Origin of the sequence: Natrinema sp. CGMCC1.2065 (genome assembly GCF_051225675.1) — an archaeon.
Taxonomy (GTDB): Archaea; Halobacteriota; Halobacteria; order Halobacteriales; family Natrialbaceae; genus Natrinema; species Natrinema thermotolerans.
In genome coordinates this window covers 405058-429584 of record NZ_JBPJSJ010000001.1, presented here as the reverse complement: position 1 = coordinate 429584, position 24527 = coordinate 405058, and the positions used below count along the sequence as shown (strand labels likewise).

Here is a 24527-nt window from a genome sequence, read left to right as displayed (position 1 = left end):
GATACCAACATTCTTAACCGCGGCGGGGGCCGATGCCATGGCGATGCCACCGGCCATCGAAACCGTCGATCTCGTGAAGGAATATGGCGATCTCCGCGCCCTCCAAGAGCTGTCGCTGACCGTCGAGGAAGGCGAGTTCTTCGGCCTGCTCGGCCCCAATGGGGCGGGCAAGACGACGTTTATCAATACGCTGGTCGGCCTGGTCCGCAAGACCGGCGGCGACGCACGGGTCTTCGGTCACGACGTCGAGGACGATTACCGGCAAGCTCGCGACGCCATCGGCCTCGCCCCCCAGGAGTTCAACGTCGATCGCTTCTTCCCCATCAAGGAGGTGCTGATGCACAAGGCCGGCTACCACGGAATCCCCGAGGACGAGGCCGCCGAACGGGCCGACGAGGTCCTCAAACGCGTCGGGATCTACGACAAGCGAAACGAACGCTTCGACTGGCTCTCCGGCGGGATGAAACGTCGGCTGCTGCTCGCTCGAGCGCTCGTCACCGATCCCGATCTCCTCATTCTGGACGAGCCGACCGCCGGCGTCGACGTTCAACTCCGCCACGACCTCTGGGAACTCGTCACCGAACTCAACGAGGAGGGGACGACGATCCTGCTGACGACTCACTACATCGAGGAGGCCGAACGGCTCTGTGATCGGGTCGCGATCATGAACGAGGGCCGGAAGGTGACCGTCGCGACCCCGGACGAACTGAAACAGCGGGGCACCGACACCATCGCCGTGCGACTCGAGTCCGAACCGTCGACCGCGCCGGATCTCGGGGCCTACGCACACGAAACGACGGTGTCGGGAGACCGGCTCGAGGTCCGGGTCGACGACGGCGGCGCAACCGCGCCGCGGCTGCTCAACGACCTCGAGGCCCGCGGGTTCGAGATCGCCGACCTCGAGATCACGCGGACCTCGCTCGAGGAGATCTTCGTCGATCTGACCCGCAGCGAGGACCGGACCGTCACGCGATCGTCGGCCGAGAGCGCGGACGGCGAGAGCGCCGCCGAAGGCCGTGAACCGGAGCGCGAACAGGAGGGGGTCGCCTGATGCTGTCAGTCGGCTTCCGGGCGCTCTTTCGGCGCGAGGTATTGCGGTTCGTCCGCCGGCCGAAGAACACGTTCATGCCGCCGGCGATCACGAACGTCCTCTACTTCGCCGTCTTCGGCGTGATCCTGGGTGGCCGGATCGACGAGATCGCGGGCTATCCCTACATTCTCTTTATCGTCCCCGGACTGATCGTCCTCGGGGCGATCTCGAACGCCTTCGAGAACGCCTCGTTCTCGATCTTCCACGGGCGGTGGAACGAGTACATCCACGAGACACTGACCTCGCCGCTGTCCTACGCGGAGATGGTCGTCGCCTACGTCGGTGCCAGCGCGGTGCGTGGCCTGGTCGTCGGGATCATCATCGCCGCCGTCGGCCGGCTGTTCGTCCCGATCGGGTTCGAACACGGCCTGTTCCTGATCGCGACGATGGTCGTCATCACGGCGCTGTTCGCCGGGCTCGGGATTATCGGCGGGCTCGTCGCGCGGGACTTCGACGACCTGACGGTCATGAACCAGTTCATCCTCCGACCGCTCGTGTTCTTCGGCGCGGTCTTCTACTCGCTCGAGACGTTCGAGCAGGGCTGGCAGGTGACCCTCTCGCTACTGAACCCGATGGTCTACATGGTCGACAGCGTCCGCTATGGGCTGCTTGGCCACTCGGACCTGATCGGCGTCGGCGTGTTGCCCGCGCCCTACGCCGACTTCGCGCCGCTGTTCGCGCTGGGGATCCTGACGACCGCTACCGGACTGGTACTGGCGATCGACGTCTACCTGTTCAAGATCGGGTACGGGCTGACCGACTGATAGCGATCGACGGACCGGTCGGGATACAATTATTTGTCCGTCGACTCGATGTGGGACCATGGTTCCCGACAGCTGCCCGAACTGTGGTGCCTCGCTCTCGCCGACCGCGAACTACTGCAGCGAGTGCGGTGACGCGGTTGACGACGATTCGTGGGGCGTCTCGAGCGAGGAGAGTAGCTGGGACTCGGACGGTTCGCGGAGCGACTCGCGGACGGAATATGGCTCGAGCCGCCGGACCGACGGGGACACGACGATGGCGGCGCTCACCCACGTCCTCGCGATATTCACGTGGGCCATCGGGCCGCTGATCGTCCTCATCGCGACCGACGACCCGTTCGTCGAGGAGAACGCGCGGAACGCGCTGAACTGGCAGATCGCGTTCACGTTCTACATGCTCGTCTCGGCCGTCTTCGTCCTCGCGATCATCGGCATCGTTCCGGTACTGCTCTTGCCGGTCGTCGATCTGGCGTTCTGTGCCATCGCCGCGGTCAAGGCTGCCGACGGCGAGGCGTGGTCGTATCCGGCGACTCCTGACATCATCTGAAGAACCGGAACGACCGCCGCCGGCGAGGCGCGGCTTACCCCTCGTACTCGGCGACCTGCACCAACTGCTTCCCGATGTTGTCGCCCTCGAACAGTCCGAGGAAGGCGTCGGGTGCGTTCTCGAAGCCTTCGACGACGTTCTCGCGGTACTGGACGTCGCCGTTCTGAACGAACGTCGAGAGTCGCTCGAGGGCCTCGCCCCACCGGGGCTGGTAGTCGCTGACGAGGAGCCCTTCGACCGTCGCGCGGGATTCGATGAGCTTGGCGAGTTTCCGCGGGCCGGTCGGCACCTCGGTCTCGTTGTAGAGCGCGATCTGGCCACAGACCGCGACGCGAGCGTCGACGTTCAGCCGAGGCCAGACGGCGTCGGTGATCGGGCCGCCGACGTTGTCGAAGTAGACGTCGACGCCGTCGGGACAGGTCTCGTCGATCGCGCTCGAGAGGTCGTCGGTCTCCTTGTAGTTGATCGCGGCGTCGAAACCGAGGTCGTCGGTGAGCCAGTCGATCTTCGCCTCGCTCCCGGCGGTACCGACCACTCGAGCGCCCGCGAGGCGGGCGAGCTGACCGACGACGGAGCCGACCGCGCCCGCCGCGGCGGAGACGACCACCGTGTCGCCGGGTTTCGGGTCACCGACGTCGTTCAGCCCCCAGTAGGCCGTGACGCCGGGCATTCCGAGAACGCCCAGCGCGGTCGAGATCGGTCCGTGGTCGGGATTGACTCGCTGGAGTTCGTTCGCGTCCGCGACGGCGTGTTCCGCCCACAGGAGCTCACCGGTGACGATGTCGCCCTCGTCGAACCGGCCGCTGTTTGACTCTACGACCTCGCCGACGACACTTGCTTTCATCGGGTCGCCGACGTCCCAGGGTTCGGCGTACGATTCCGCGTCGCGCATGCGACCGCGCATGTACGGGTCGACCGACTGATAGAGCGTCTCGACCAGTACCTCACCGTTGTCCGGTTCGGGCCGGTCGACGGTGACGAGTTCGAAGTTGTCGTGAGTCGGTTCGCCGACGGGGCGGCTGGCAAGTTGCCACTGTCTGGTTTCTGCCATACCCACTCATGGAGACGGTCATAGGTGAAGATTGGGCTCGCGGAACCTCGCGGCGTCGGCGCGGGCGCCGTCTTCCCACGACGGGATACTGGCCTCGAACCTTTTTCATCACCGTTCGTGTAGGTCGAGTATGGGAACCGATCGCGATACCCTCGAGCGGCTACTCGCTGGGAACCGCCGCCACGTCGAGTCGCTGCCCGAGGAGCATTTCGCGGACGTCCAGACCGGCCAGCACCCGTCCGTCGTCGCGGTCTGTTGTTCCGACTCGCGGGTCTCTCACGAGGGGATGTGGGGCGTCGATCGGCCGGGAACGGTGTTTACGCCCAGCAACATCGGGAATCAGGTCTGGGACGACGACAACGGGGAGCGGATCGTCGACGGCGGCGTCCTCTATCCGATCCACCACACCGGGACCGACGCCGTCGCCGTCGTGGGCCACACCGGCTGTGGGGCGGTCACCGCCGCCTATCGGGTCGCGACCGGTGGGGATCCGCCCGGGCCGCGCGGCGTCGACAAGTGGGTCGATATGCTCGTCCCCGTGATCGAAGAGGCCCTCGAGAGCGGGCTGATCGACCGCGCGGCCGACGACGAGGCCGTCATCAACCGGCTCGTCGAGTACAACGTCGACTATCAGGCCCGCTCGCTGTGTGCCGCCGACGAGATCCCGGACCGGGTCGATGTCTACGGCTTCGTCTACGACTTTCAGGGCGTCTACGGCGACGAGCCGGGGCGTGCGTATCTCGTCAGCGTCGACGGCGAGACCGATCCCGACGTCCTCGCCGAACGGGTGCCGTCGGGCGACGAGTCAGCGGTGAAAAGTCTGCTGTACGGCGACGGATCGGTGGAGTGACGGCGACCGCGAGCAGCGTCAGTCGTCGGCCGTCGACTCCGCGACCGGCGTCGTCTCCGTCGGCGTCGCCGCCTCCGGAGTCGCCTCCTCGCGGTGGCTCGCCCACTCGAGATCGCCCGCGTAGTGGAACGACTCGTTGTCGCGTTCGGGATCGACGACGGTCAGATCGCCGATCCACCCGTTGTCGAGCAGTTCCCTGACGTCCTCGTGGTCGCGGAGGATCTCGGTCACGCGCTCGCGGGGCGCGTGGATCACCGCGGTCAGGCGCAGCGGCTGGTGGAACGGGCGCTCGTCGTCGAGTTTGAGCGATTGCAGCGGCAGGCCGGTCAACAAGTCACCGCCGTTGCCCTGGACGACGCCGACGTTGCCCACCGGGTTCTGGGTGACCTTCGAGCCGCTCCCGTAGACGCCGTTGTCGACCGTCGCGAAGTAGTACTGGTTGTTGATCCACTGGGTGACCACGAGCGGCCCCGTGACGATCGCCTCGAGGGCGTCGCCGTCCGGATCGACCGACCAGTCGTAGGAGTGGAGGAACGCGCGGCCGTCGAGGTCGCGGTCGGCGGTCAGTTCGCGCGGCCCGATAACGAACGAGGCGTTGCCGGCCAGCCCCCACTCGGGACGGGTCTCGGCCCAGTCGGCCGCCTTGCGCTCGACTTCGTCGACGGCCGCCTCGTCGTCGGCCGACGCGGTGCGCTCGGCGGCGGCCTCGGCGCGGGCGCGGGCGAGGTCCGCGCGCAGGGACGCGAGGTCCTCACGGTGGCTCTCGGGCACGTCGTCGTCGAACAGCGTGATCTCGTCGGTCGTCGTGTTGTGTTCGCCCGCGAGGAAGACGGTGTCCTCGGGGATATCGATCCCGTGTTCGCGCAGCGCCGCCTTGACGTCCGGGTCGTTACAGATCGCCGCGAGGACGCGGGCGTTGGGGCCGCCGGGGTTGCCGGCACAGGCCCCGCAGTCGAGACTCGAGCCGAAGGGGTTGTTCGTCGTCTCGCTCGCGTGGCCCGTGAAGACGACCAGCCGGGCGAACTCGGTCCAGCCCATGAGTTCGAAGGCGTTCCGAGCGTACTCGACTTTCGCCTCGTGGCTCATCCCCTGCGGGAGGGCGTGGTCGGCGTGGTCGTGATCGTCGTACGCGTCGTAGTCGACGGCGGGCGCGGCGGCCTCGTGGCGGCTCGGGACGCGCTCCGCGATGGCGGACTGAAGCGTGGCGATCGTCGACGGCGAGAGCGTCCGCGCGGCCATCGCCGACCCGTAGGCGCTGCCGGCCCCCTCGACGAACGTAAAGGCGGCGACGAGGTTGGACTTGAGCGTCTTGAAGTGTTTGCGCGCGGCCGTGGCGAGCCCGGTCCAGCGGTCGCGGGCGGTGGCCGACTCGGCGTCGGCGGGCCGGTCGACGATCCGGTGTTCGGGCTCGACGATCGGCGGGCAGGCGTCGGTGTCGGCCGCGGCCTCGTAGCCGCGGTGGCGCATCGGCACGCCGAAAAAGCCCGCGTAGCCGTGGGTCTCGTAGGGGCCCTGCGCCTCGATGTGACGGCGGATCACCTCCGAACGGGTGTCGATACAGAACACGAGCTGGGCGGCCGGACGGCCGCCGTCCCCGGCGGTTGCGGGATCGGTCACGGCGTCGTCGATCCCGTCGAGGAGTCGCTCGCGGTAGCTCTTCTCCCAGGCGGTCAGCCAGATCTCGGGCAGCGGGACCTCGTCGGCATCGGCGTCGATCCCGTCGCCGGCGTCGAGATCGATCGGCGCGTCGAGCAGATCCGTGATCGTCAGCCGCACGGCGAGGTACTGAGCCAGCGTGATCGGGTACTGCTCCTGCCACGGATCGACGGCGTCGTCGGTCCGCTGCGTGATGAACCCGCTCCAGCCCGGCAACGCCGCGAGATGGGCCTCGAGGATCTCGACCCAGCGCCCCTCGGGGTAGTCGCCGAGGACCGACTCGAGCGCCTCGATTGCCGTCTCGGGCAGGTCGTCGGCGTCGGCGGGGCCGGGCACGTCGCCGTCGTGGGGGGCCACCGCGCGCCACGCCCGATAGAACCCCGCCTCACGGTTGGGCATCGGCCACTTGGCCTGCCCCTCGTCGAGGAAGGCCGCGAGCCACTTCGAGAGGACCCGATCGACGGTCTCGGTCGCGTCGTCGGGGTCTGCGGCCGTGCGTTCCGCTTCGGCGTCGGCCATCTCCTCGAGCAGCGTCTCGGGATCGCGGTCGATCCCGTGGGCCGCCAGTTCCGCCCGGAGCGTGTCGGCGTCGATACGGCCCGACTCCCAGGCGCGGCGGAAGACCGACGGGTGGGGGTAGCCCCGGCCGCCGAACAGCTCTTCGGCTTCCGCGACGGCGCGGTGGAACGGCTCGTCCTCGAACCCCGAGAGGGGGTTGGCCGTGACGAACGAGTGCAGCGGCCAGACCGAGCCGATGCGCTCGGCCGCGCTGTCGATGCTCGCTTCGATGCGACGGGCGTCGTCGGTGTTACGCGTCATTGTATTCCTCCGTGTTGGTGAGGACGGTCGACGGATCGGGTTGGGAAACGTTCAGCAAGGCGACGTAGAGACGCTCGCTCGAGCGATACCAGCCGAGTTCCGCGACGAGATACGCCCCGACGAAGAGGGCGACGACGAGGTAGTGGACGACGGTCAGCTCGGTCGAAACGTGGGTCATCGGGACGCCGGACAGCATCGACGAGACGGCGTTGAACATCACGGCGTAGCCGCCGATGGCGGTCAGGACGACCAGCGGGACGCTGACGAACCGGACCATCGTCGGCAGGGTCGAGCGGCGGAGGATATCGCGGGCCGCGGTCAGCGTCGTCAGGACCACGACTAGCGTCAGGATGGTGCCGCTGTTCAGCGTCAGGCTCGTCGCCTTTCCGGTGAGGATGCCAAAGAGCGCGCCGCCACCGACGGCCGTCACGAGGCTGACGGCGATCCCGGGGAAGCCGAGTTCGGTGTGGCCCGCATCTTTGGGAGCTACGCGCTCGACGCCAGCCCCCGACGAGAGGAAGAGATACGCCTTGTAGAAACCGTGCAGGATGAGGTGAGCGATGGCCGCGGCGAAAAAGCCGAGCCCACACTGGAGTAACATAAAGCCCATCTGGGCGATCGTCGAGCTGCCGAGCTTGCGCTTGACGTCCGTCTGGACGAGGATCATCGCCTGCCCGAGCAGGGCACTGACCGCGCCGACGAGGACGATCGCCGACATGATCACGAGTTCGTTGCCGACCAGCGGCGCGAACCTGGTCAACAGGACCCCGCCCGCGTTGACGAACCCGGCGTGCATCAGGGCCGACGCCGGCGTCGGCGCGGTCATCGACGACAGCAGCCACCCGTGAAACGGCACGAGCGCCGACTGGACCATCGCCGCGAGGACGACCCCCGCGGCGGCGACGAGCGTGACCGTCGGCGAGACGCCCTCGAGCCCGGTGAGGATCCCGGTGAGCGTCATCGCGCCGGTCGCCCAGGCGAGCAGCGCCACCGAGCCGGCGAGCAGGGCGCTGCTGGCGAGGAAATAGCGGCGGGCGACTCGGCCGGCGGCCTGGGCCTGTGGCCAGTCGCGAACGTGGCCGATGAGACCGGCCAGCAGCAGGCCCATCGCCAGCCACGCGGCCACGAACAGCGCGACGTGGTTCGCCGCGGTCATCGTCATGACGGCGAGGGTAAAGCCGAACACGCGACCGAAGAACCGCTCGATGTCACGGTCGCCGGCCATGTAGCGCCGCGAGTAGCTGTGGACGATCCCACTGAAGAACGTGACCACGACCCACATGACCGCGGTCAATCCGTCAACCCGCAGGAGCGTCGAAAACTCCCAGCCGGCACCCCCTCGAACCGTCAGCGCGAGAACGCCGAGACTGGCCAGAAAGAGCGTCCAGACCGTCCAGGTCGACGCTCGCGGCACGGCCGAACTCGGCGGCGTCGGTTCGGGGCGCTGTGCGACGTCGTCGTCGATCGTTGCTGTGTCCTCGGTCATGTATCGTAGTCGACCAGTACGGGACCGGGTCCCGTCGCGACGTGTCGTTCGCGGCAACACTTGCGTAACCGGTCGTCTCTACCCCATATGTGAACAGAGCGGTTATTATAGCCTTCGGTTCGAACAAATCGTTCGTTAGTCGGCGACACGGGCCGTTACGATCGTTCGTAACCGGCCGCTCGAGCGCCGAGCCGGCGGCTTTCGGCTGAATCGCATGACGAAGTCGCCTCCGGCTGTCGATACGAAGCCCGCGGGCCCGGTCCCCTCGCGCCGGTCGTCGAGGTCGGGGTTCCCGACGACCGCGTTAGGAAGAGAACTCGTCGAACGAGGTCGATCGATGACTGCGGACGAGGACTTCGTCGGTGATCGTCAGTCCCATGTCCGCGATCTGCTGTGCGATCGGCGTGACGGCCCTGTCGTTCTCGACGACCACGGTCACGAGGAGGTTCCGCTCGCCCGTGATCAACTCCTGCACCGAGACGACGCCCGAAATCTCGAGCAGGTCGTCGATGTACTCCCCGCGGTCGGGGATCGGTGCCGTACAGAACAGTAGCATCCGGATCGGATAGCCGGACTTCGTGTAATCGATGTTGGCGCTGTAGCCCTTGATGACCCCCTCGGACTCCAGTCGCTGAATGCGCTTGCGGACCGTACTCGAGGAGGCGTCGGTCCGGTCGGCGATCTCGCTGGAGGAGAGGTTCCGTGCCTCCTCCTGGAGCGCGTAGAGGATCTCCCGGTCGACCGCGTCCAGCTCGTACTCCGCCATACGCGTTCGTTGCCGCGGCGGCTATAAGGTACTTCGGCTCCCAAGACTCCGAATACTTATACTGGGAGCCGAAAGGGGAAGGCATGCGCGAACGACTCGAGTCGGATCTCGGCTTCTACTACGCCGTCGGCGGCTTCATCATCGCCGTGTTCGTCGTCGGGATGGCGGCCTTTGCCTTCATCAACCCCGACGGCGTGGGAACGGTGGAACTGGTCGGCCTCTCGGGGGGCTTTTTCGTGTTCATGCTGGTGTACTTCATCGCTATCTCGGTCCAGCGCCTCGAGGACGGCGACAGTATCTGAGGGCCCGAGCGCGTCGTATCCGACAGTTCTCGAGACGACTCCGGAGTCACAGGGTTTAAGACTTCCCGGCCGTTCTCTTTAGAAGCAATGGCGAAAGGAACCGTTGATTTCTTCAACGACACTGGCGGCTACGGATTCATCGAGACTGAGGACGCGGACGACGACGTGTTCTTCCACATGGAAGACATCGGCGGCCCGGACCTGGAAGAAGGACAGGAACTCGAGTTCGACATCGAGCAGGCCCCCAAGGGCCCGCGCGCGACGAACGTCGAGCGCCTGTAAGGTAGCGGCGACTGGAACCCGCTGCCCGTCGCTCGCACGCTTCCGTGCGAGCGGCGGAAAGCGTTTCAGTCGGTGCTATGATTCGTAACGGTATCGGCACTTGACTGCAGTATTTTATATCCCCGAGCCGCAGCGCTCGTGGCCGTGACACTGGCCTTTAGTAGCGACGGCGCTTGTGTTCCGGTATGACCGAGCCACTGCTTCGCCGCGGCGCGGACCTCGAGTACGAGACCGTCGAGGCGGCCGACGGCCTCGAGAAGGCCGTCCTGCTCAACGACGATCACGGCGCGCCGACGTTTGCGATCCGGCGGTTCGTCCTCGAGCCCGGCGCCGAGGTACCGAAACACACCAACGACGTCGAACACGAACAGTACGTCCTCGCGGGCGAGTACACCGTGGGGCTCGAGGACGAGGAGTACGAGGTCGAAGCCGGCGACTCGCTGCTTATCCCCGCGGGGACGGTCCACTGGTACCGCAACGAGAGCGACCGGCCGGGCGCGTTCATCTGTGCGGTGCCAAACGGCGACGACGAGATCGAGTTGCTCGAGTAACGGCACGGCCCGTCGTGCGGATCGAGTCGGGAGAACCGACCGACTCCGGCTGGTGGCAGCGATTGTCACATCGTTCTGCAACCGCAACTACTAAACGTCTTTTAGGCACACCTAAATGTGATGGGAGAAGCGCAGTCGGTCGAGGGACACAGGTCCGCCCGAGAGCGGGAGGGATGGGTAACCGGGCGGCTTGTCCTCTTTTGTCTGGCGAGTACGGTCATCACCGTCGTCGCCGGACTCGTACAGGTGAGCTTCGGGGAGTACTCGATGACGTTCCTCGAGGCCTGGCAAGCGGTGTTCGAGCCCAGCGTGATATTCAACCTCCACGCCTGGTCGGCGTTCCTCTTCGGGACGGACCTGCCGGAGATGAGTACCGCGAGCATCGTCGTCTGGACCCTCCGAATGCCGCGGGTGTTCGTCGCGATCATCGCCGGTGCGACGCTCGCGATTTCCGGTGCGATCTTCCAGGCCGTGACGCGGAACGAACTGGCGAGTCCGTTCGTACTCGGCGTCAGTTCCGGCGCTGGATTCGCCGTGCTGGCGACGTTGGTCGTCTTTAGCGGCCTCACGCCGTTCCTGCCGCTGATCGCCGCCCTGGGCGGGACGGCCGCGTTCGTGACCGTCTACTCGATCGCCTGGAAGGGCGGGACGAGCCCCGTCCGACTCGTACTCGCAGGCGTTGTCGTAAACATGGTCTTTCAGTCGCTCCAGCAGGGGCTGTTCTTCTTCGCGGACGATCTGGGTGTCGTCCAGACGGCGATCGCCTGGCTGACGGGATCGCTCACGGGCACCGGCTGGGAAGAAGTACGGATCGCAGTCCTGCCAGCGGCCGTGGCGATCGCGATCGCGCTCGCCGGTGCGCGGCAGTTGAACGTCCTCATGTTGGGTGAAAGCACCGCTCGCTCGCTCGGTATGCGCGTCGAACGGGTCCGGTTTTCTCTCTCGGCCGTCGCGATCGTGGCCGCCAGCGCCGCAATCGCCGTCGCCGGTATCGTCAGCTTCTTCGGCCTCGTCGTTCCCCACATCGTCCGGAACACGGTCGGTGGGGACTACCGACGCCTGATGGTCGGGTGTCTCTTCGCCGGACCCGCACTGATGGTGTCCGCCGACGTCGGTGCGCGACTCGCGCTGGGCGGGGCTCAGATGCCCGTCGGCGTCGTCACCGGACTGATCGGCGGCCCGTATTTCCTCTATCTGATGCGGAAGCAGCAATCGATGGGTGAGCTATAATGTCACGCACACAGCAGAGCGGGGATCGAGAACAGGAGCGGATCACCGACGATGACGGCAACGCGGTCGAGAGCGCACTGGTCGGCGACGACCTCGAACTCAGTTATCCGACGAGCGAGGAAACCATCGTCGACTGCGCGCGCCTCGACATCCCCGAGGGAGCGGTGACCGCGCTCGTTGGACCCAACGGCAGCGGGAAGAGTACCCTGCTGAAGGCGCTCTCGAAGCATCTCGAGCCGAACGCGGGGTCCGTACAGATACACGGCAAGGACCTCGATGCGTTCAGTCGCAAGGAACTGGCGCGCGAAATGGGTGTCCTCTCGCAGGAGAACGACTCGCTCGGCTCGATCTCGGTCGAGGATCTCATCTATCACGGCCGCTACCCGCATCGGGGCTTTTTCGACGGCGTCAGCGAGGAGGACCAGCAGGCAGTCGAACGCGCGATCGAGTTGGCGGGAATCGACCACCTCCGGGAGTCGGAACTCGGTCAGCTGAGCGGCGGGCAGAAGCAACTGGCCTGGATCGCCATGGTGCTGGCACAGGACACCGACGTCCTGTTGCTCGACGAGCCAACGACGTTTCTGGACATTCACCACCAGTTCCGCGTCCTCGAGACGATTCGACAACTGAACGAGGAACGGGGCGTGACGGTCGCGGTCATTCTCCACGACATCTCACAGGCGGCCCGGTTCGCGGACTATCTGGTCGCGATGTGCGACGGCGAACTCTATGACTGGGGGCCGCCTGAGGAAGTCGTGACGGAACAGTTGCTCGCCGACGCCTTTGGCGTCGAGGCCACCGTCGAGTACGAGCCCGAACTGCAGGTACTGCCGAAGCGGGCACTCTCGAATAGCCGGAGCTGACGCCGCCAGTCGGAACGTTTTTGTATTTTTAGGCCAGCCTAAACATCAATGGCCACCGAATCGAAACGGACGAGACGACGCCTGATGAAAACGGGAGCAGCGATCACCGGGCTCGGTATGACCGCTGGCTGTCTCGGCTCGCAGGGGACGGGAGACGGCGAGAGCGAGTACTCCGTCACGATGGAGCCCGTCGGTACCGTCGAGTTCGACTCCGTGCCCGAGACGTGGCTCCCCTATACAGGGGATTACGCGGACATGGGCGTTGCGCTCGGACGGGCCGACGGGCTGGTCGGAATCGGCTTGCAGAGCCGGTACGGAACCCACTACTACGACGAACTACCGGGCGTCTCGGTCGAACCGGACGACCTGACCGAACTCTGGGACGACGGGACCGGGCAGGAGGTGTTCTACGAACTCGAGGCCGACGTCCACCTCATCGATCCGAACTTCATGATCAACCGGCTTGGCTGGAGCCGGGAAGCGGTCGACGAAATCGACGACAACGTCGCGCCGTTCGTCGGCAACACCGTCTTCTCGGCCAGTTACGAGTGGCACGACTACCCTCGCTACACCCTCTACGAGGCCTTCGAGAAGGTAGCGGAGGTTTTTCAGGAGCGAGAACGCTACGAGGCGTTCGAACGGCTCCACGATGACGTGCTGGCCGACGTGCAGTCCCGACTCCCCGACGAGCGGCCCGAGGTTGCGGTCCTCGTCCCCGCCTCGACCGAGCCGGACGCGTTCTACCCGTACCACATCGAGGACGATACCCAGTCCAAACACTGGGCCGATCTGCAGGTCGACGGCGCGCTCGCCGCGAACGGCGTCGGCGACGCGCAGGCGGCGAGTGGCACCATCGACTACGAGACGTTGCTCGAGATCGATCCCGACGTCATCGCGATCAGACAGCAAGGGGAGACCACCGAGTCGGATTTCGAACGGGGGATCGTCTCGTTCATGCGCGATCACGATGTCGCGAGTGAACTCCGTGCGGTCCGGAACGACCGCGTCGTCTACGGTGGCATGACCTATCAGGGACCGATTATCCACCTGTTCCAACTCGAGCGGGCGGCACAGGGGATTTATCCCGACGAGTTCGGCGGCGAGGAGCTGTTCGACCGGCAGGCCGTCGGCGATATCGTCACCGGCGAGTGATGCTCGGCGGGAGCGAGACAGCGTCGGGTTCGGAACACTTTTATTGTTTTAGGCCAGCCTAAAAGTTATGAGTGACGAACCGACGTGGACGCGGCGCAACGTGCTTCGAACGAGCGGGACCATCGCGGGCGTGAGCGCGTTGGCCGGCTGTATCAGCGGTGACGGATCGGACGACGAGGGCGATGTCGATCCGTACACGGTCTCGATGCCGCCGGTCGGCGACGTCGAGTTCGAGTCGGTCCCCGAGACGTGGGCCGCCGGCACCGCGGATTGGGCAGACATGGGGATCGCACTGGGTCAGGAGCCGCCGGTGGGACTCTATATTGCGGGGCGGTTACATAGGGGGTATTACGACGACATTCCCGACGTGAGCGTCGACCCGGACGATATCGAAACACTGTGGGACGACGAGTTCGGCCCCGAGAAGTTCATGGACCTTGCCGAGGACGTGGATGCCCTCGTCATGGATCCGAACTTCCTCACGGGACGGGCCGACTGGAGCGGTGACGCCATCGAGCGGATCGAATCGACGGGGACGCCGTTCTTCGGGAACAGTATCACCTCTCGGGGCTACTCGTGGCATGAGGACTACGACTACCTCACGATGTACGAGGCCTTCGAGAAACTCGCCGAAGTCTTCCAGGAACAGGAACGCTACGACGAGTTCGAGACGCTACACGACGAGTTCCAGTCGGAACTCGAGAACGTCGTTCCCTCGAGCGATCGACCTGAGGCTGCAGTCCTGTACCCGCAGATAGCGGACGACTCGTTCCTCCCCTACACCATCGACGAGTCGACGAGTTACAAACACCTACGGGACCTCGGAGTCGAGGACGCGCTCGCGAACTCCGACGTCCAGAACTTCCACAGCACCCGCGGATCGATCGACTACGAGACGCTCCTCGAAGTCGATCCGGAGTACATCCTGCTTCGTACCGAACAATACCTCAGCGAGGAGGAGTTCCAGCAAAACTACATCGAACCGATACAGAGCCACGACGCCGGGCAGAAACTGACGGCCGTCCAGAACGACAACGTATACAAGACCGTCCCGTTCTATCAGGGCCCGATCATCAACCTCGTCGCCACTCAGCGGTTGGCCGAGCAGCTCTACGGCGTCGACGAGCAACTGTACGACCCGCAGGAAGTCAGCGACATCGTCAACGGCGACTTCTAGTCTACTGCGCCTCGAGCCAGTCGAACGGCCGCTCGGCCGACGATTCGTCCGCGACCCCGCGCTCGTCGGCGTCCGGGTCGGCCGCGTAATCGTCGACCGCCGGCGGTTCGCCCTCGGTCCCGCTCGAAACGATGTCCGCCGGCTCGGCGTCGACCTCGAAGGTCGACAGCGCGTCCGAGAGTTCCCGCGCACGGTCCGACAGCGACGTTGCGGTCCGGGACACCGCGGCAAGCGACGACGTCTGTTCCTCCGCGGCCGCCGCGACCGTCTCCGCCTCCGCGCTGGTCTCCTCGCTGATCGCCGTCACGTCGTCGGTCATCGAGACGAGCCCCTGGGTCGCCCCGGCCTGTTGCTGGGTCGCCGCCGAGATCTCCTGGACGCCGTCGTTGGTCTCCGCGGCGTAGTCCGAGATCTCCTCGAGCGCTCCGACCGTGGTCTCGACCGCTTCCCGGTGGTCGGCGATCCGGTCGTCGGTCTCGCGGACGACGGCCGCGACCGCTTCGGTCCGGCGGCTGACCCGCTCGAGGCGCTCCTCGACGTCTTCGGCGGCTTCCTGGGTATCCGCAGCGAGTGACTTGACCTGATCGGCGACGGCCGTGAACTCCGCGTCGTCGGAACTCGAGCGGGCGGCCTCGATGCTCGCGTTGAGTGCCAGCAGGTTCGTCTCCTGGGTGACCCCGCCGATGAACTCGAGGAGGTCGTCGATCGCCTCGATCTCCGCTTCGAGGCGGTCGACCTCGGTGACGGCCGCGTCGGCCTCGTCCTCGATGGCGTTCATCCCCTCGATGGCGCGGCGAGCGGCCCGGCGGGCGTCGGTACTCGTGGTCGCGGTCCGTTCCGCGAGGGTGGCGACCTGCGAGGAGGTCGCCGCGATCTCCTCGGTCGTCGTCGACAGCTCGTCGATCTCGGTGCTGATCGACGCGAGCCGGTCGCTCTGGCGCTCGGCCCCGTCGGCGATCTCCTGGACCGACGTCGTCACCTGCTGAGAGGCCGACTGCACCTCGACGACGCCGTCGGCCGTCGACGCGGCCGCGTCGTCGACCGCGTCGGCGAAGGCCCGTGCAGCGGCGACCGTCGCCTCGATGTCGTCCATCATCGCGTTGAACTCGCGGGCGACCGTCGCCATCGCCTCGCTCTCGGTATCGGGCTCGAGCCGCCGCGTGAGATCGCCCTCGGCACAGGCCTGCATCGTCGCGCCGTACTCGTCGGCCGTCCGCTCGAGGTGCCGGGAGAACGCCTCGGACTCCGAACGGGCCCGTTCGGCCTCTGTCCGGGCGGCCTCGGTCTCCTCGAGGCGATCGCGCAGCGATCGGCGCATTCGATCGAGCGAGCGGTGCAGCTCCCCGAGTTCGTCGCTCCGGTCCGACTCGACTGGCTCCGCGAGATCGCCGTCCTCGATCGCGGCCGCGCGGTCGGACAGCGACCGGAGCGATCGGGCCGTCGACCGGCCGACGGTCGCGCCGAGGACGAGTATCCCCCCGAAGGTGACCGCGAGCATCGCGAGGATCCAGTTCGAGATGTCCGACTGCAGCGAGTAGGCCTGCGAGGCCGGCACGCGGGTCGTCAGCGTCCAGTCCGCGTTCCCGAGGTCCGCGTATCCAACGAGCGTCTCGTCGTCCTCGCCCTCGATCGACGTGGTTCCGGCGTCGTCACCGTCACCCGTCGGCGCGACCGTATCGTTTCCGAGCAACAGCGAGCGGTCCTCGGCGAGGACGACCGTCCCGCTCGCGTCGGTGACGACGACCTCGTTCGTGTCGTCGCCCCCGACCATGTACCGGGACAGCGACTCGAGGTCGACGAGCGCCACGAGGGCCCGGTCGGACTCGCCCGGGACCTGACTGATCGCGAGCATCGCCGGTCGCCCGTCGCCCGTCTCGAACGCCTCGGAAAAGACGACCTGCGACCCGTCCGCCGCCGCGTTCGAGAGCCGGTCGGCGACCGCCGGACTGACGGTCCGGTCGTCGTCGACGACCGCGTCCGTCCCGGCGTCGACGTGAACGGTGCCGTCCGACCCGACGTAGTAGGCCCCTTCGACGGCGGTCCGGTCGGTCAGGCGGTTGAGCGAATCGGCAATCGCGACCCGGTCGTCGCCGCGAAACGCCGCCGATCTGGGCAGCGACTCCAGCTGCCGTTCGGTCGACTGGAACCAGATGTCGAGCCGATCGGCGTCCTGTTTCGCGTCGCCGACCAGCTGCGATTCGACCTCGGACTCGAGTTCGGTCCCGGTGTGTGCGTAGATACTGCCCCCGAACGCCCCGATCACCACGAGGATGGCGACGAGCGCGGCGAAGAACCGGAGCGCGTAGCTGCGGCGGACTCCCGGCACGGTCTCCCACGAAAGTATCCCCATACAGCGTCGGATTCCGACGCCCCCGATATGTACCTCGCTAAGAATTATATATACGGCTATAGATCGGTCCCGACGGATATGGACGCCATCGCCGTCGCCGCAGTCCGAATCGCTGAAATACCGTCACGGCCTACTCCGTTCCGTGTCGAAGCAGGTCCAGCAGGTCGAAACGATCTTCTGTCACGAGACGGGCGACGACTACCTCGTCGTCGTCGAACGTGACGGCAAACGGCTATTCCGCGCAAAACTCGGACTCTCGGAGACTTCGGCCGGGCCACGCCCCGCGAAGTTCCGGCTGAAACAGGGCTCGAGCGAGGAGCCCCGCCAGCCCGACGAGTTCGTCGAACTGGCCCGCCGAGCCAAGCGGATCCGTATCTCCGAACAGACCTCCGCCGCGGGCCGACAGGACCTGCGGGAGATGCTCGCGGGCTACCAGCTCGAGGACAAGACCAAGACCGTCCGGACCTGTCGGTACTGTGCCGGCGCGGGGCGGTACTCGCCGATCACGACCGACACCGCCGTCAAGGACGACGACGACTGGATCTGTCGCGACTGCGCTCGGCAGGAACTCGAGCGCCAACTGTCCTTTTCCGGCGGTGGCGCGGTCTCGGGTGCCGCAAAGGAACGCCTCGAGGACCTCATGATGGAGGTCCAGGACCTAGAGCGGATCGTCAACCTCCTCAAGGGGCGGCTCGATCCCGATCTGACGAAGTTCGATACCATCTCGGCGACGACCGACGAGGTCGACCCCGTCCGGACCGACTCGCTGAACCTGCATCCAGGCCTGCAGAACTTACTCGAGGACCGGTTCGATACCTTGCTACCGGTCCAGAGCCTCTCGGTCGAACACGGTCTCTTTGAGGGCGACGACCAGCTCGTCGTCTCCGCGACGGCGACCGGGAAGACCCTGGTCGGCGAACTGGCCGGCATCAACCGCGTGTTGAACGATAAGGGGACGATGCTCTTTCTCGTGCCCCTCGTGGCGCTGGCAAACCAGAAGTACGAGGACTTCCAGGACGAGTACGGCCACCTCGTCGACGTCTCCATTCGCGTGGGCGCGAGCCGGATCGCCGACGAGGGCGAACGGTTCGATCCCGAGGCCGACGTCATCGTCGGCACCTACGAGGGGATCGACCACGCTCTGCGGACGGGCAAGGAGATGGGCGACATCGGAACCGTCGTCATCGACGAGGTCCACACCCTGAAAGAGGACGACCGGGGCCACCGGCTGGACGGGCTGATCTCCCGACTCAAGTACACCTGCGAGCAGCGCGCGAAGCGCCGCGACGACTACGGCGGCGCGCAGTGGGTCTACCTCTCGGCGACGGTCGGCAACCCCGAACACCTCGCCGAGGTACTCGAGTCGACACTCATCGAGTTCGAAGAGCGGCCGGTCCCAATCGAACGCCACGTCACCTTCGCGGACGGCCAGGAGAAGGTTCGGGTCGAGAACAAGCTCGTCAAACGCGAATTCGATACGGAATCGTCGAAGGGGTACCGGGGGCAGACGATCATCTTCACCAACTCCCGGCGGCGCTGTCACGAAATCTCGCGCAAACTCGATTACTCGGCCGCGCCCTACCACGCCGGCTTGGACTACAAACGCCGCAAGGAAGTCGAGCGCAAGTTCGGCGAGCAGGAGCTGTCGGCGGTCGTCACGACCGCCGCGCTCGCAGCCGGTGTCGACTTTCCCGCCTCGCAGGTGGTCTTCGACTCGCTGGCGATGGGCATCGAGTGGCTCTCCGTCCAGGAGTTCCACCAGATGCTCGGACGAGCCGGACGGCCGGACTACCACGACGAGGGGAAAGTGTACGTGCTGGTCGAACCCGACACCGCCTACCACAACTCGATGGAGATGACCGAGGACGAGGTCGCGTTCAAACTCCTCAAAGGGGAGATGGAGTCCGTGATGACCCACTACGACGAGGCCGCCGCCGTCGAAGAGACCCTCGCGAACGTCGCGGTCGGCGGCAAGGCCGCGAAGGCCCTGAACGACCGCATGCTCGGCGAAGTCCCTACGAAACACGCCATCGGAAAACTGCTCGAGTACGACTTCATCGACGGCTTCGAGCCCACGCCGCTGGGACAGGTCGTCACCGAACACTTCCTCGCGCCCGGCCAAGCGTTTACCCTGCTCGACGGCATCCGGAAGGACGCCCACCCCTACGAACTCGTCGCCGACATCGAGTTACGCGACGCGGAGCTGTGACCGTCGACGATCGGTGACGGCGGCCGTGCCCGCGGTCTCGATCCGGCCGGAACCATAAAGAACGAGAACGCGCAATCGAAGGCCAACGCGGGGATCTCCCCGGCCTTATCATGGATCCGCTTACGCCAGCCGCGATCGAGCCGCCGGCGAACCTCCTGCTCGTCCATCCCGACTGCGACGAGCCCGACGCCTGCGAACAACTGTGTCACGAGAGTGCGGAGACGGCGCGACTCATAGTGACCTTCGGGGACGAGACACCGGAGCCACCGGCCGCGGACGACGTCGATGGCAAGCGAGGCCTGCTCACCATCGGGGACGTGCTGGCCGATTCGGGGACCGAGTCGTCCCCCGACTTCGGCGAGACAGTCGTCACCGACTCGGTCACCGATCCGACCGACCTCTCCGAGATCGGCGTCGCCGTCAGTCGGTTCTGCAAGCACTGGTCCGAGGCCGACGAGGATATCGCCGTCTGTTTCGACTCGCTGGACGCACTCCTCCGACATACCTCGCCCGAGGCGGTCTTCCAGTTCGCACACGTCCTCACGAACCGGCTGGCGAACGTCGACGCCTACGCCCACTTTCACTTCGATCCCACCCGTCACGAGGACCGGGTCGTCTCGACGTTCGGAACGATCTTCGACGAGGTCGTCGCCGACGATACCGACGAGTCGCTCCCGGAAGCGACCGACGAGGAAGTCGCCGACCTCCTCGCAGAGTGGGAGGACGAGGCAAGCGACGACCTCGAGCCCACGGCGGACTCGGAGGCCACCGACGAGGAGATCGCGCGAACCCTCAGCCGATAGTCAGACGAACGCGATCTCGAGGACCGACAGGACGATCACGACGATCGAACCGGGAAGACCGCCGAGGGCGACGATGGCGATGACAACCGGCGTGATCGCGATCGCGAGGCCGAAGACCGCCTGGGCGAGGTACAAGACGACGAGGCCGACGATCGCGTTGACGATGAAGGGGCTGGCCGCTCTGACGAGTTGGGCCGCAACGAGGACGAGTGCAAGGACTGCCACCAACACCAGAATCTCGAGGCCGGTCATAGCGGCGGTATCACGGCAGCCCCCAAAACCGTTCGGACCGTAACGAAACGCTTTATGGCGTTGGGACGGTAGCGGATGGTACGGGATCGTGGGTTAGCTTGGTATACTTCGGGCCTTGGGTGCCCGTGACCCCGGTTCAAATCCGGGCGATCCCATATTGCTGCCGCGAACAACTTCGTGAGCGGCAGCAATTGGAACGAGCCCGGATTTGAACGAGAGAACGGCGAGCGATAGCGAGCCGTTCGCGTGGTTCAAATCCGGGCGATCCCTCCGTTATCGTGACCGATCGGTAAGCGGTGGCTACAAGATCGGATTCTAAGGTTCTGCGCGGAGCGCAGGTTCTCGAGCGTGACTCGAGTTCCAAATGAGACGCGAGAAGCGTATGCCCTCGAGTGCGACGAGAACGGGAACCCGTGCCGGATGCGGATCGAGACGATCCGCTCGCAATTGAACGCCGATAGCGTCGAGACCGTCGCAACGATCGCCAGCGAGGGCCTCGAGAAGTGGTCGACGTCGGGGAACGATCCGACGATTCTTCGCAGCGCCGAACTGACCTGGAAGACTCCGGGCGGCGGGACTGAAACCGGATTCGTCGGCGCGGTCGCGGATCGGTGAACCGGTCTGGGTAGTGGCAACACTCTCAGGACCCCTCTTTTCTGCAAGTTAGGTTGACTACCACGGTTTCGTCTGCAACTCTGGTTGTAGCCAGTGGCTCGAGGGCAGGGGTCAGCACCGCGATCGCACCGCAACGCCGGCGGGGTCGTTTCGCGCTTCGCGCGAAAGCCCCCTTGGCGGGTGTCGCCAAGGCGACAGCGCCAAAAAATTACAGCGCCCCCGTCCCATCTTCGCGCGAAAATCTCCAGTTGAAGCACGCGAAACGGAGGATAATCCAGATACATGGTTATAGGATAGTTTATTGAATAATGCTGTAAAAATAAAGTATTATATAACACGATTAGATTAACAAATTTGCTGGTTGTGTCAGTGCTTGCCGTAGACAGCGTCTTCGTACAATAAGAACTTCTGCTGGGTATTACGGATAAATACGATATAATTTCGACTCTATCAAACACCTAATGAATATGGGTTTCCGAAGACATACTGAATAGAGAGCGCGAATGTAACAGGGAATGTGCTGAATCAGGGATCAATCGAGTTAGTTTGTATTGATCTACGTGTGTTTTATCACTCTCCTGTACGCTACTGGGAGTAATGGGAACAGATAGTCATGAAGATGAGGGCGTTCCTGGCAATAGGATCAAGGACAAATCGATCGATGAACTCATAAAAGCGATCACCGACTCCAAAGGGCAGTACGGATTTCTGATCGGTGCTGGGACATCCAAACCTGCGGGGATCTTGACCTCTGGAGAGCTTATTGATGATTGGCAGTCGGAAGCTTATGACTTCTGGTCGCCCAAACAAGAGAAAGAAGCATGGATTGAGGAACAAGAAGAAAAAATAGGGCCAGATCAGAATCGATACGGATTCTGGTTCGAACAGGTATACACCACCAAGGAACAAAGGCGAGAATACATTGAAAATGAAGTAATTGATGGTGCTGAGCCCGAGTTTGGACATATCGTTCTCGCGTCAATGATGTCTGAGGACCATGGAGAGAGGTACGTCCCATTTACGTTAACACCGAACTTCGATGATCTGCTGTACGATGCCTTCTACCATTTCATCGAAGAGCGCCCAAAACTGGTCAATCACAACGCCCTTGCTTTAGAGTTCTCGCTCACTGAAGACACACCGACGATTGTCAAGGTACATGGCGATTATTTGTACCAGAATGTGAAGAACCTTGGCAATGAAACAAAAAATTTGGAAGAAGATATCAAAGATCGAATTGTCCAAGCAATTGGTGAATTTGGTCTGGTAGTGGTCGGCTATGCAGGACACGATGATTCAATCATGAAACCGTTGATAGAGGCGACTCGATCGGGAGAGGGTGTGTTCTGGTGTGTTCGGGAAGAAGATGAACTAAGCGAGTACGCCGAGACGTTGTTACGGCAACCAAATACGTTCAGAGTCGAAATCGAGGGCTCTGAGGAACTGTTCTCGAAGTTCTTTGCGCGTATCGATGGACTGCAGACGCCGACCGGCGACAAGATTCTCGACCGCGCTGAGGAGCGAGCAGAGGCGCTGAGCAACAAGCGAGACGAGGCCCAAATACATGCCCCGGAAGAAGATCAAACTGAATTCGCGGTGGCTGATGCCTTCGATGAGTCTGTCTCTTATCGAAGGAATGGCGAATACGAGAAAGCAAGAGACCAACTCGAAGAAATCGTCGAGAAGGAACCGGACGAAGGCGACATTTCATATCAGTTTGCACGCGTCCGTAACTCGTTGGGACATCTTCTTAAGGAGGTGTTTGGGGAGTTTGAGGAAGCGCGGGAACACTTCGAACGCGCTATTGAAATTGATCCTGAATTCGCTTCAGCACATAATAATTTAGGGGTTCTAATTGAGGAAGAATTTGGAGAGATTGAGAATTCTCGGAAACACTACGAGCAGGCTATTGAGAACAACCCCGAGCATGCTCCATCCCATAATAATTTAGCTCATCTACTTGTATGGAAGTTTGAAGAGTTTGAGGAGGCTCGAGAACACTTCGAGCGCGCTATTGAGAGCGATCCCGAGCACGCCCCATCCCATACTAATTTAGCCCGTCTCCTTGAGGAGGAATTTGAAGAGTTTGAGGAGGCGCGAGAACACTATGAGCGCGCTATTGAGAGCGACCCCGAGTACGCACCAGCTCATAGTAATTTGGCCCGTCTCCTTGGGGACGAGTTTGAGGAATTTGAGGAGGCGCGAGAACGCTTCAAACGTGCTATTGAGATCGATCCTGAGTACGGTTCAGCCCACCATAATTTAGCCCATCTTCTCGCATGGAAATTTGAGGAGTTTGAGGAGGCGCGAGAACACTTCGAGCGCGCTATTGAGGTCGAACCCGATCGCACTCAACCCCATGCTAATTTAGCCCGTCTCCTTGAGGAGGAATTTGAAGAGTTTGAGGAGGCACGAGAACACTTCGAACGTGCTATTGAGATCGATCCTGAGCACGCTACAACTCATAATAATTTAGCCCGACTTCTGGAGGAAGAGTTCGAGGAGTTTGAGGAGGCGCGAGAACACTTCGAACGTGCTATTGAGATCGATCCTGAGTACGCTACAGCCCATAATAATTTAGCTCGACTTCTGGAGGAAGAGTTCGAGGAGTTTGAGGAGGCGCGAGAACACTTCGAGCGCGCCGCTGAACTGGATCCAGAGTATGCCAGTCAGGTAAGCGAAGAAGACAACAATACTGAAGACTCGGCGTAGCGGTCAACTATACGGTTCTCTCGAGTAACCACCTTTTATCCGGTTCGACAACGTGCCTCGTCAGTGTATCGTGTGGGTGGACGATGTACAAAAGGAGACGTACGCGGACTGACGTAGTGAGGTATACCGCTACTGCCTCCTTCCCTTCGGGCCCCTGTGGATGTACGTCGACAGAATCCGATCCCCGAATATGCACACGAGTCGCGACATCGCGTGTGCATCTCTCGAGTCGAGCCACCACTCGAGACACTGTTCTGCACGCTGGACCACGAGGGCCCGTCGTTGTTGGACTGAAACGGGGCCGTTCAGTGAGTCGAAAGCACGCGAATTTCGGGGGGCGTGTGTACGAGTCTGTGAATCCGACCAATAGCGACGGCAACGCCGGCAGAACCGGTTCGCGCTTCGTGCGAAAGGCCCTTGCTGGGAGTCTCCGAGGCCGACAGTACCGAAAAATTACAGGGTCCGATCTACGTCCGCTGTGCCCCAGATGCGCCGGATGACCCCAAGGCGATCCCGGAAACGGATCAACACCACGTTTTTGTCGGAGAGTCGCTGATCGAGTAGTATGGACTCCGAGAGCCTCACGTATATCGTCTCTCTCGTCGTGCTGTTGCTCCTGCTTTGTGCGGCTGTGATCCTGGCGGTAGCGTACGGGGCGGTCGATGTCGTCACCGACTACTACGGGTTGGTGTCGCTCGGGTTCTGATTCTTCGACCGGGCACCGCCGGTGGGAGATCGACCAGCGATAGTAACGACTGAACCGATTTACGCACCGATCGCACGACGACTGTGCGAACTGGTGTGCAATGACTTGCAGTGGCTACGATAGTGCGCCGAAAAGCGAGGGCCCGTGTGGACGAGTCCGCGAGTCGGAACCGCCGACACGTATCGACAGGAGACCAGTACCAGCGCGGGGACGAGTCGTTCACCGGCAGTAAATGAGAGGGGTTTTGTAGGAACGCTTGCAAGATTCGCGTGATCTGCCCCGGTTTGGTACCCATCC

22 protein-coding genes and 1 tRNA gene are annotated in these 24527 nt (G+C 63.7%); 17 read left to right on the top strand and 6 right to left on the bottom strand.

Annotated features, from left to right (window positions below):
- Positions 1-43: 43 nt before the first annotated feature.
- The 3 genes from ACSBP4_RS02155 to ACSBP4_RS02145 are packed head-to-tail and all read left to right on the top strand — an operon-like array spanning position 44 to position 2398.
- Complete coding sequence (locus ACSBP4_RS02155; protein ID WP_049905774.1) at positions 44-1051, top strand: ABC transporter ATP-binding protein; 1008 nt, start codon at positions 44-46, stop codon at positions 1049-1051.
- Positions 1051-1854, top strand: coding sequence for an ABC transporter permease (locus tag ACSBP4_RS02150; protein ID WP_435551240.1), 804 nt, complete (start codon positions 1051-1053; stop codon positions 1852-1854). Before ACSBP4_RS02155 ends, ACSBP4_RS02150 begins: the two co-directional genes overlap by 1 nt.
- 31 nt (positions 1855-1885) lie before the next feature.
- Positions 1886-2398 carry a DUF4870 domain-containing protein gene (locus ACSBP4_RS02145; RefSeq protein ID WP_338044089.1) on the top strand — a complete coding sequence of 171 codons (513 nt, stop codon included), beginning with the start codon at positions 1886-1888 and terminating at the stop codon, positions 2396-2398.
- A gap of 34 nt (positions 2399-2432) precedes the next feature.
- Here ACSBP4_RS02145 and ACSBP4_RS02140 read toward each other — a convergent pair whose 3' ends face one another.
- Positions 2433-3449, bottom strand: a complete 1017-nt coding sequence (locus ACSBP4_RS02140; RefSeq protein WP_435551239.1) for an NADP-dependent oxidoreductase — start codon at positions 3447-3449, stop codon at positions 2433-2435.
- Between the two features lie 130 nt (positions 3450-3579).
- Here ACSBP4_RS02140 and ACSBP4_RS02135 point away from each other — a divergent pair, with 130 nt between their 5' ends.
- On the top strand, positions 3580-4299 hold the full coding sequence (locus tag ACSBP4_RS02135) for a carbonic anhydrase (RefSeq protein WP_435551238.1): 720 nt from the start codon (positions 3580-3582) through the stop codon (positions 4297-4299).
- A gap of 18 nt (positions 4300-4317) precedes the next feature.
- Here ACSBP4_RS02135 and ACSBP4_RS02130 read toward each other — a convergent pair whose 3' ends face one another.
- The 3 genes from ACSBP4_RS02130 to ACSBP4_RS02120 all read right to left on the bottom strand — a co-directional run bounded on the left by ACSBP4_RS02130 (position 4318) and on the right by ACSBP4_RS02120 (position 9026).
- On the bottom strand, positions 4318-6774 hold the full coding sequence (locus ACSBP4_RS02130; protein ID WP_435551237.1) for a DUF2309 domain-containing protein: 2457 nt from the start codon (positions 6772-6774) through the stop codon (positions 4318-4320).
- Positions 6764-8260 (bottom strand): proton-conducting transporter transmembrane domain-containing protein, encoded by a 1497-nt coding sequence (locus tag ACSBP4_RS02125; RefSeq protein WP_049965432.1) that lies wholly within the window; start codon positions 8258-8260, stop codon positions 6764-6766. Before ACSBP4_RS02125 ends, ACSBP4_RS02130 begins: the two co-directional genes overlap by 11 nt.
- Before the next feature lie 304 nt (positions 8261-8564).
- A complete protein-coding gene (locus tag ACSBP4_RS02120) occupies positions 8565-9026 on the bottom strand; it encodes an Lrp/AsnC family transcriptional regulator (RefSeq protein ID WP_006182886.1) in 462 nt (153 codons plus the stop codon).
- Positions 9027-9109: 83 nt separating this feature from the next.
- Here ACSBP4_RS02120 and ACSBP4_RS02115 point away from each other — a divergent pair, with 83 nt between their 5' ends.
- From ACSBP4_RS02115 to ACSBP4_RS02085, 7 genes are all read left to right on the top strand, one after another.
- Complete coding sequence (locus ACSBP4_RS02115; protein ID WP_006649761.1) at positions 9110-9328, top strand: hypothetical protein; 219 nt, start codon at positions 9110-9112, stop codon at positions 9326-9328.
- Between the two features lie 87 nt (positions 9329-9415).
- The gene (locus ACSBP4_RS02110) at positions 9416-9610 is read left to right on the top strand and encodes a cold-shock protein (RefSeq protein ID WP_005554588.1); all 195 of its coding nucleotides are present in this window, start codon (positions 9416-9418) and stop codon (positions 9608-9610) included.
- Positions 9611-9795: 185 nt separating this feature from the next.
- A complete protein-coding gene (locus ACSBP4_RS02105) occupies positions 9796-10161 on the top strand; it encodes a cupin domain-containing protein (protein WP_006649760.1) in 366 nt (121 codons plus the stop codon).
- A 120-nt stretch (positions 10162-10281) separates the two neighbouring features.
- Positions 10282-11391 (top strand): FecCD family ABC transporter permease, encoded by a 1110-nt coding sequence (locus ACSBP4_RS02100; protein WP_006649759.1) that lies wholly within the window; start codon positions 10282-10284, stop codon positions 11389-11391.
- The gene (locus ACSBP4_RS02095) at positions 11391-12254 is read left to right on the top strand and encodes an ABC transporter ATP-binding protein (protein ID WP_435551236.1); all 864 of its coding nucleotides are present in this window, start codon (positions 11391-11393) and stop codon (positions 12252-12254) included. Before ACSBP4_RS02100 ends, ACSBP4_RS02095 begins: the two co-directional genes overlap by 1 nt.
- 48 nt (positions 12255-12302) lie before the next feature.
- Complete coding sequence (locus ACSBP4_RS02090) at positions 12303-13406, top strand: ABC transporter substrate-binding protein (RefSeq protein ID WP_435551235.1); 1104 nt, start codon at positions 12303-12305, stop codon at positions 13404-13406.
- 67 nt (positions 13407-13473) lie between these two features.
- Positions 13474-14583, top strand: coding sequence for an ABC transporter substrate-binding protein (locus tag ACSBP4_RS02085; protein ID WP_435551234.1), 1110 nt, complete (start codon positions 13474-13476; stop codon positions 14581-14583).
- A gap of 1 nt (position 14584) precedes the next feature.
- Here the strand turns inward: ACSBP4_RS02085 and ACSBP4_RS02080 are convergent, their stop codons facing one another.
- Positions 14585-16933 (bottom strand): methyl-accepting chemotaxis protein, encoded by a 2349-nt coding sequence (locus ACSBP4_RS02080; RefSeq protein ID WP_435551233.1) that lies wholly within the window; start codon positions 16931-16933, stop codon positions 14585-14587.
- Between the two features lie 142 nt (positions 16934-17075).
- On the opposite strand from ACSBP4_RS02080, the gene ACSBP4_RS02075 reads away from it, so the two are divergent.
- Both ACSBP4_RS02075 and ACSBP4_RS02070 read left to right on the top strand, forming a co-directional pair.
- Entirely contained in the window at positions 17076-19142 is a 2067-nt protein-coding gene (locus ACSBP4_RS02075; protein WP_049965427.1) for a DEAD/DEAH box helicase, read from the top strand.
- Between the two features lie 110 nt (positions 19143-19252).
- On the top strand, positions 19253-19945 hold the full coding sequence (locus ACSBP4_RS02070) for a DUF7504 family protein (protein ID WP_435551232.1): 693 nt from the start codon (positions 19253-19255) through the stop codon (positions 19943-19945).
- Here ACSBP4_RS02070 and ACSBP4_RS02065 read toward each other — a convergent pair whose 3' ends face one another.
- A complete protein-coding gene (locus ACSBP4_RS02065; protein ID WP_006182897.1) occupies positions 19946-20197 on the bottom strand; it encodes a pro-sigmaK processing inhibitor BofA family protein in 252 nt (83 codons plus the stop codon). It abuts the gene before it with no gap.
- Between the two features lie 82 nt (positions 20198-20279).
- On the opposite strand from ACSBP4_RS02065, the gene ACSBP4_RS02060 reads away from it, so the two are divergent.
- From ACSBP4_RS02060 to ACSBP4_RS02045, 4 genes are all read left to right on the top strand, one after another.
- A tRNA-Pro gene (locus ACSBP4_RS02060) sits at positions 20280-20352 on the top strand.
- Positions 20353-20545: 193 nt separating this feature from the next.
- On the top strand, positions 20546-20812 hold the full coding sequence (locus tag ACSBP4_RS02055; RefSeq protein ID WP_435551231.1) for a hypothetical protein: 267 nt from the start codon (positions 20546-20548) through the stop codon (positions 20810-20812).
- A gap of 597 nt (positions 20813-21409) precedes the next feature.
- Positions 21410-23524 (top strand): tetratricopeptide repeat protein, encoded by a 2115-nt coding sequence (locus tag ACSBP4_RS02050; protein WP_435551230.1) that lies wholly within the window; start codon positions 21410-21412, stop codon positions 23522-23524.
- A gap of 565 nt (positions 23525-24089) precedes the next feature.
- Positions 24090-24230, top strand: coding sequence for a hypothetical protein (locus tag ACSBP4_RS02045; protein ID WP_435551229.1), 141 nt, complete (start codon positions 24090-24092; stop codon positions 24228-24230).
- Positions 24231-24527: the final 297 nt, after the last annotated feature.

What these genes read in the sequence shown, in the direction of transcription:
- ACSBP4_RS02155 (WP_049905774.1), top strand. Translation starts at nt 44, where the DNA reads ATGCCACCGGCCATCGAAACCGTCGATCTCGTGAAGGAATATGGCGAT.
- ACSBP4_RS02150 (WP_435551240.1), top strand. Translation starts at nt 1,051, where the DNA reads ATGCTGTCAGTCGGCTTCCGGGCGCTCTTTCGGCGCGAGGTATTGCGG.
- ACSBP4_RS02140 (WP_435551239.1), bottom strand. Translation starts at nt 3,449, where the DNA reads ATGGCAGAAACCAGACAGTGGCAACTTGCCAGCCGCCCCGTCGGCGAA.
- ACSBP4_RS02135 (WP_435551238.1), top strand. Translation starts at nt 3,580, where the DNA reads ATGGGAACCGATCGCGATACCCTCGAGCGGCTACTCGCTGGGAACCGC.
- ACSBP4_RS02130 (WP_435551237.1), bottom strand. Translation starts at nt 6,774, where the DNA reads ATGACGCGTAACACCGACGACGCCCGTCGCATCGAAGCGAGCATCGAC.
- ACSBP4_RS02125 (WP_049965432.1), bottom strand. Translation starts at nt 8,260, where the DNA reads ATGACCGAGGACACAGCAACGATCGACGACGACGTCGCACAGCGCCCC.
- ACSBP4_RS02120 (WP_006182886.1), bottom strand. Translation starts at nt 9,026, where the DNA reads ATGGCGGAGTACGAGCTGGACGCGGTCGACCGGGAGATCCTCTACGCG.
- ACSBP4_RS02115 (WP_006649761.1), top strand. Translation starts at nt 9,110, where the DNA reads ATGCGCGAACGACTCGAGTCGGATCTCGGCTTCTACTACGCCGTCGGC.
- ACSBP4_RS02110 (WP_005554588.1), top strand. Translation starts at nt 9,416, where the DNA reads ATGGCGAAAGGAACCGTTGATTTCTTCAACGACACTGGCGGCTACGGA.
- ACSBP4_RS02105 (WP_006649760.1), top strand. Translation starts at nt 9,796, where the DNA reads ATGACCGAGCCACTGCTTCGCCGCGGCGCGGACCTCGAGTACGAGACC.
- ACSBP4_RS02100 (WP_006649759.1), top strand. Translation starts at nt 10,282, where the DNA reads ATGGGAGAAGCGCAGTCGGTCGAGGGACACAGGTCCGCCCGAGAGCGG.
- ACSBP4_RS02095 (WP_435551236.1), top strand. Translation starts at nt 11,391, where the DNA reads ATGTCACGCACACAGCAGAGCGGGGATCGAGAACAGGAGCGGATCACC.
- ACSBP4_RS02090 (WP_435551235.1), top strand. Translation starts at nt 12,303, where the DNA reads ATGGCCACCGAATCGAAACGGACGAGACGACGCCTGATGAAAACGGGA.
- ACSBP4_RS02085 (WP_435551234.1), top strand. Translation starts at nt 13,474, where the DNA reads ATGAGTGACGAACCGACGTGGACGCGGCGCAACGTGCTTCGAACGAGC.
- ACSBP4_RS02080 (WP_435551233.1), bottom strand. Translation starts at nt 16,933, where the DNA reads ATGGGGATACTTTCGTGGGAGACCGTGCCGGGAGTCCGCCGCAGCTAC.
- ACSBP4_RS02070 (WP_435551232.1), top strand. Translation starts at nt 19,253, where the DNA reads ATGGATCCGCTTACGCCAGCCGCGATCGAGCCGCCGGCGAACCTCCTG.
- ACSBP4_RS02065 (WP_006182897.1), bottom strand. Translation starts at nt 20,197, where the DNA reads ATGACCGGCCTCGAGATTCTGGTGTTGGTGGCAGTCCTTGCACTCGTC.
- ACSBP4_RS02050 (WP_435551230.1), top strand. Translation starts at nt 21,410, where the DNA reads ATGGGAACAGATAGTCATGAAGATGAGGGCGTTCCTGGCAATAGGATC.
- ACSBP4_RS02045 (WP_435551229.1), top strand. Translation starts at nt 24,090, where the DNA reads ATGGACTCCGAGAGCCTCACGTATATCGTCTCTCTCGTCGTGCTGTTG.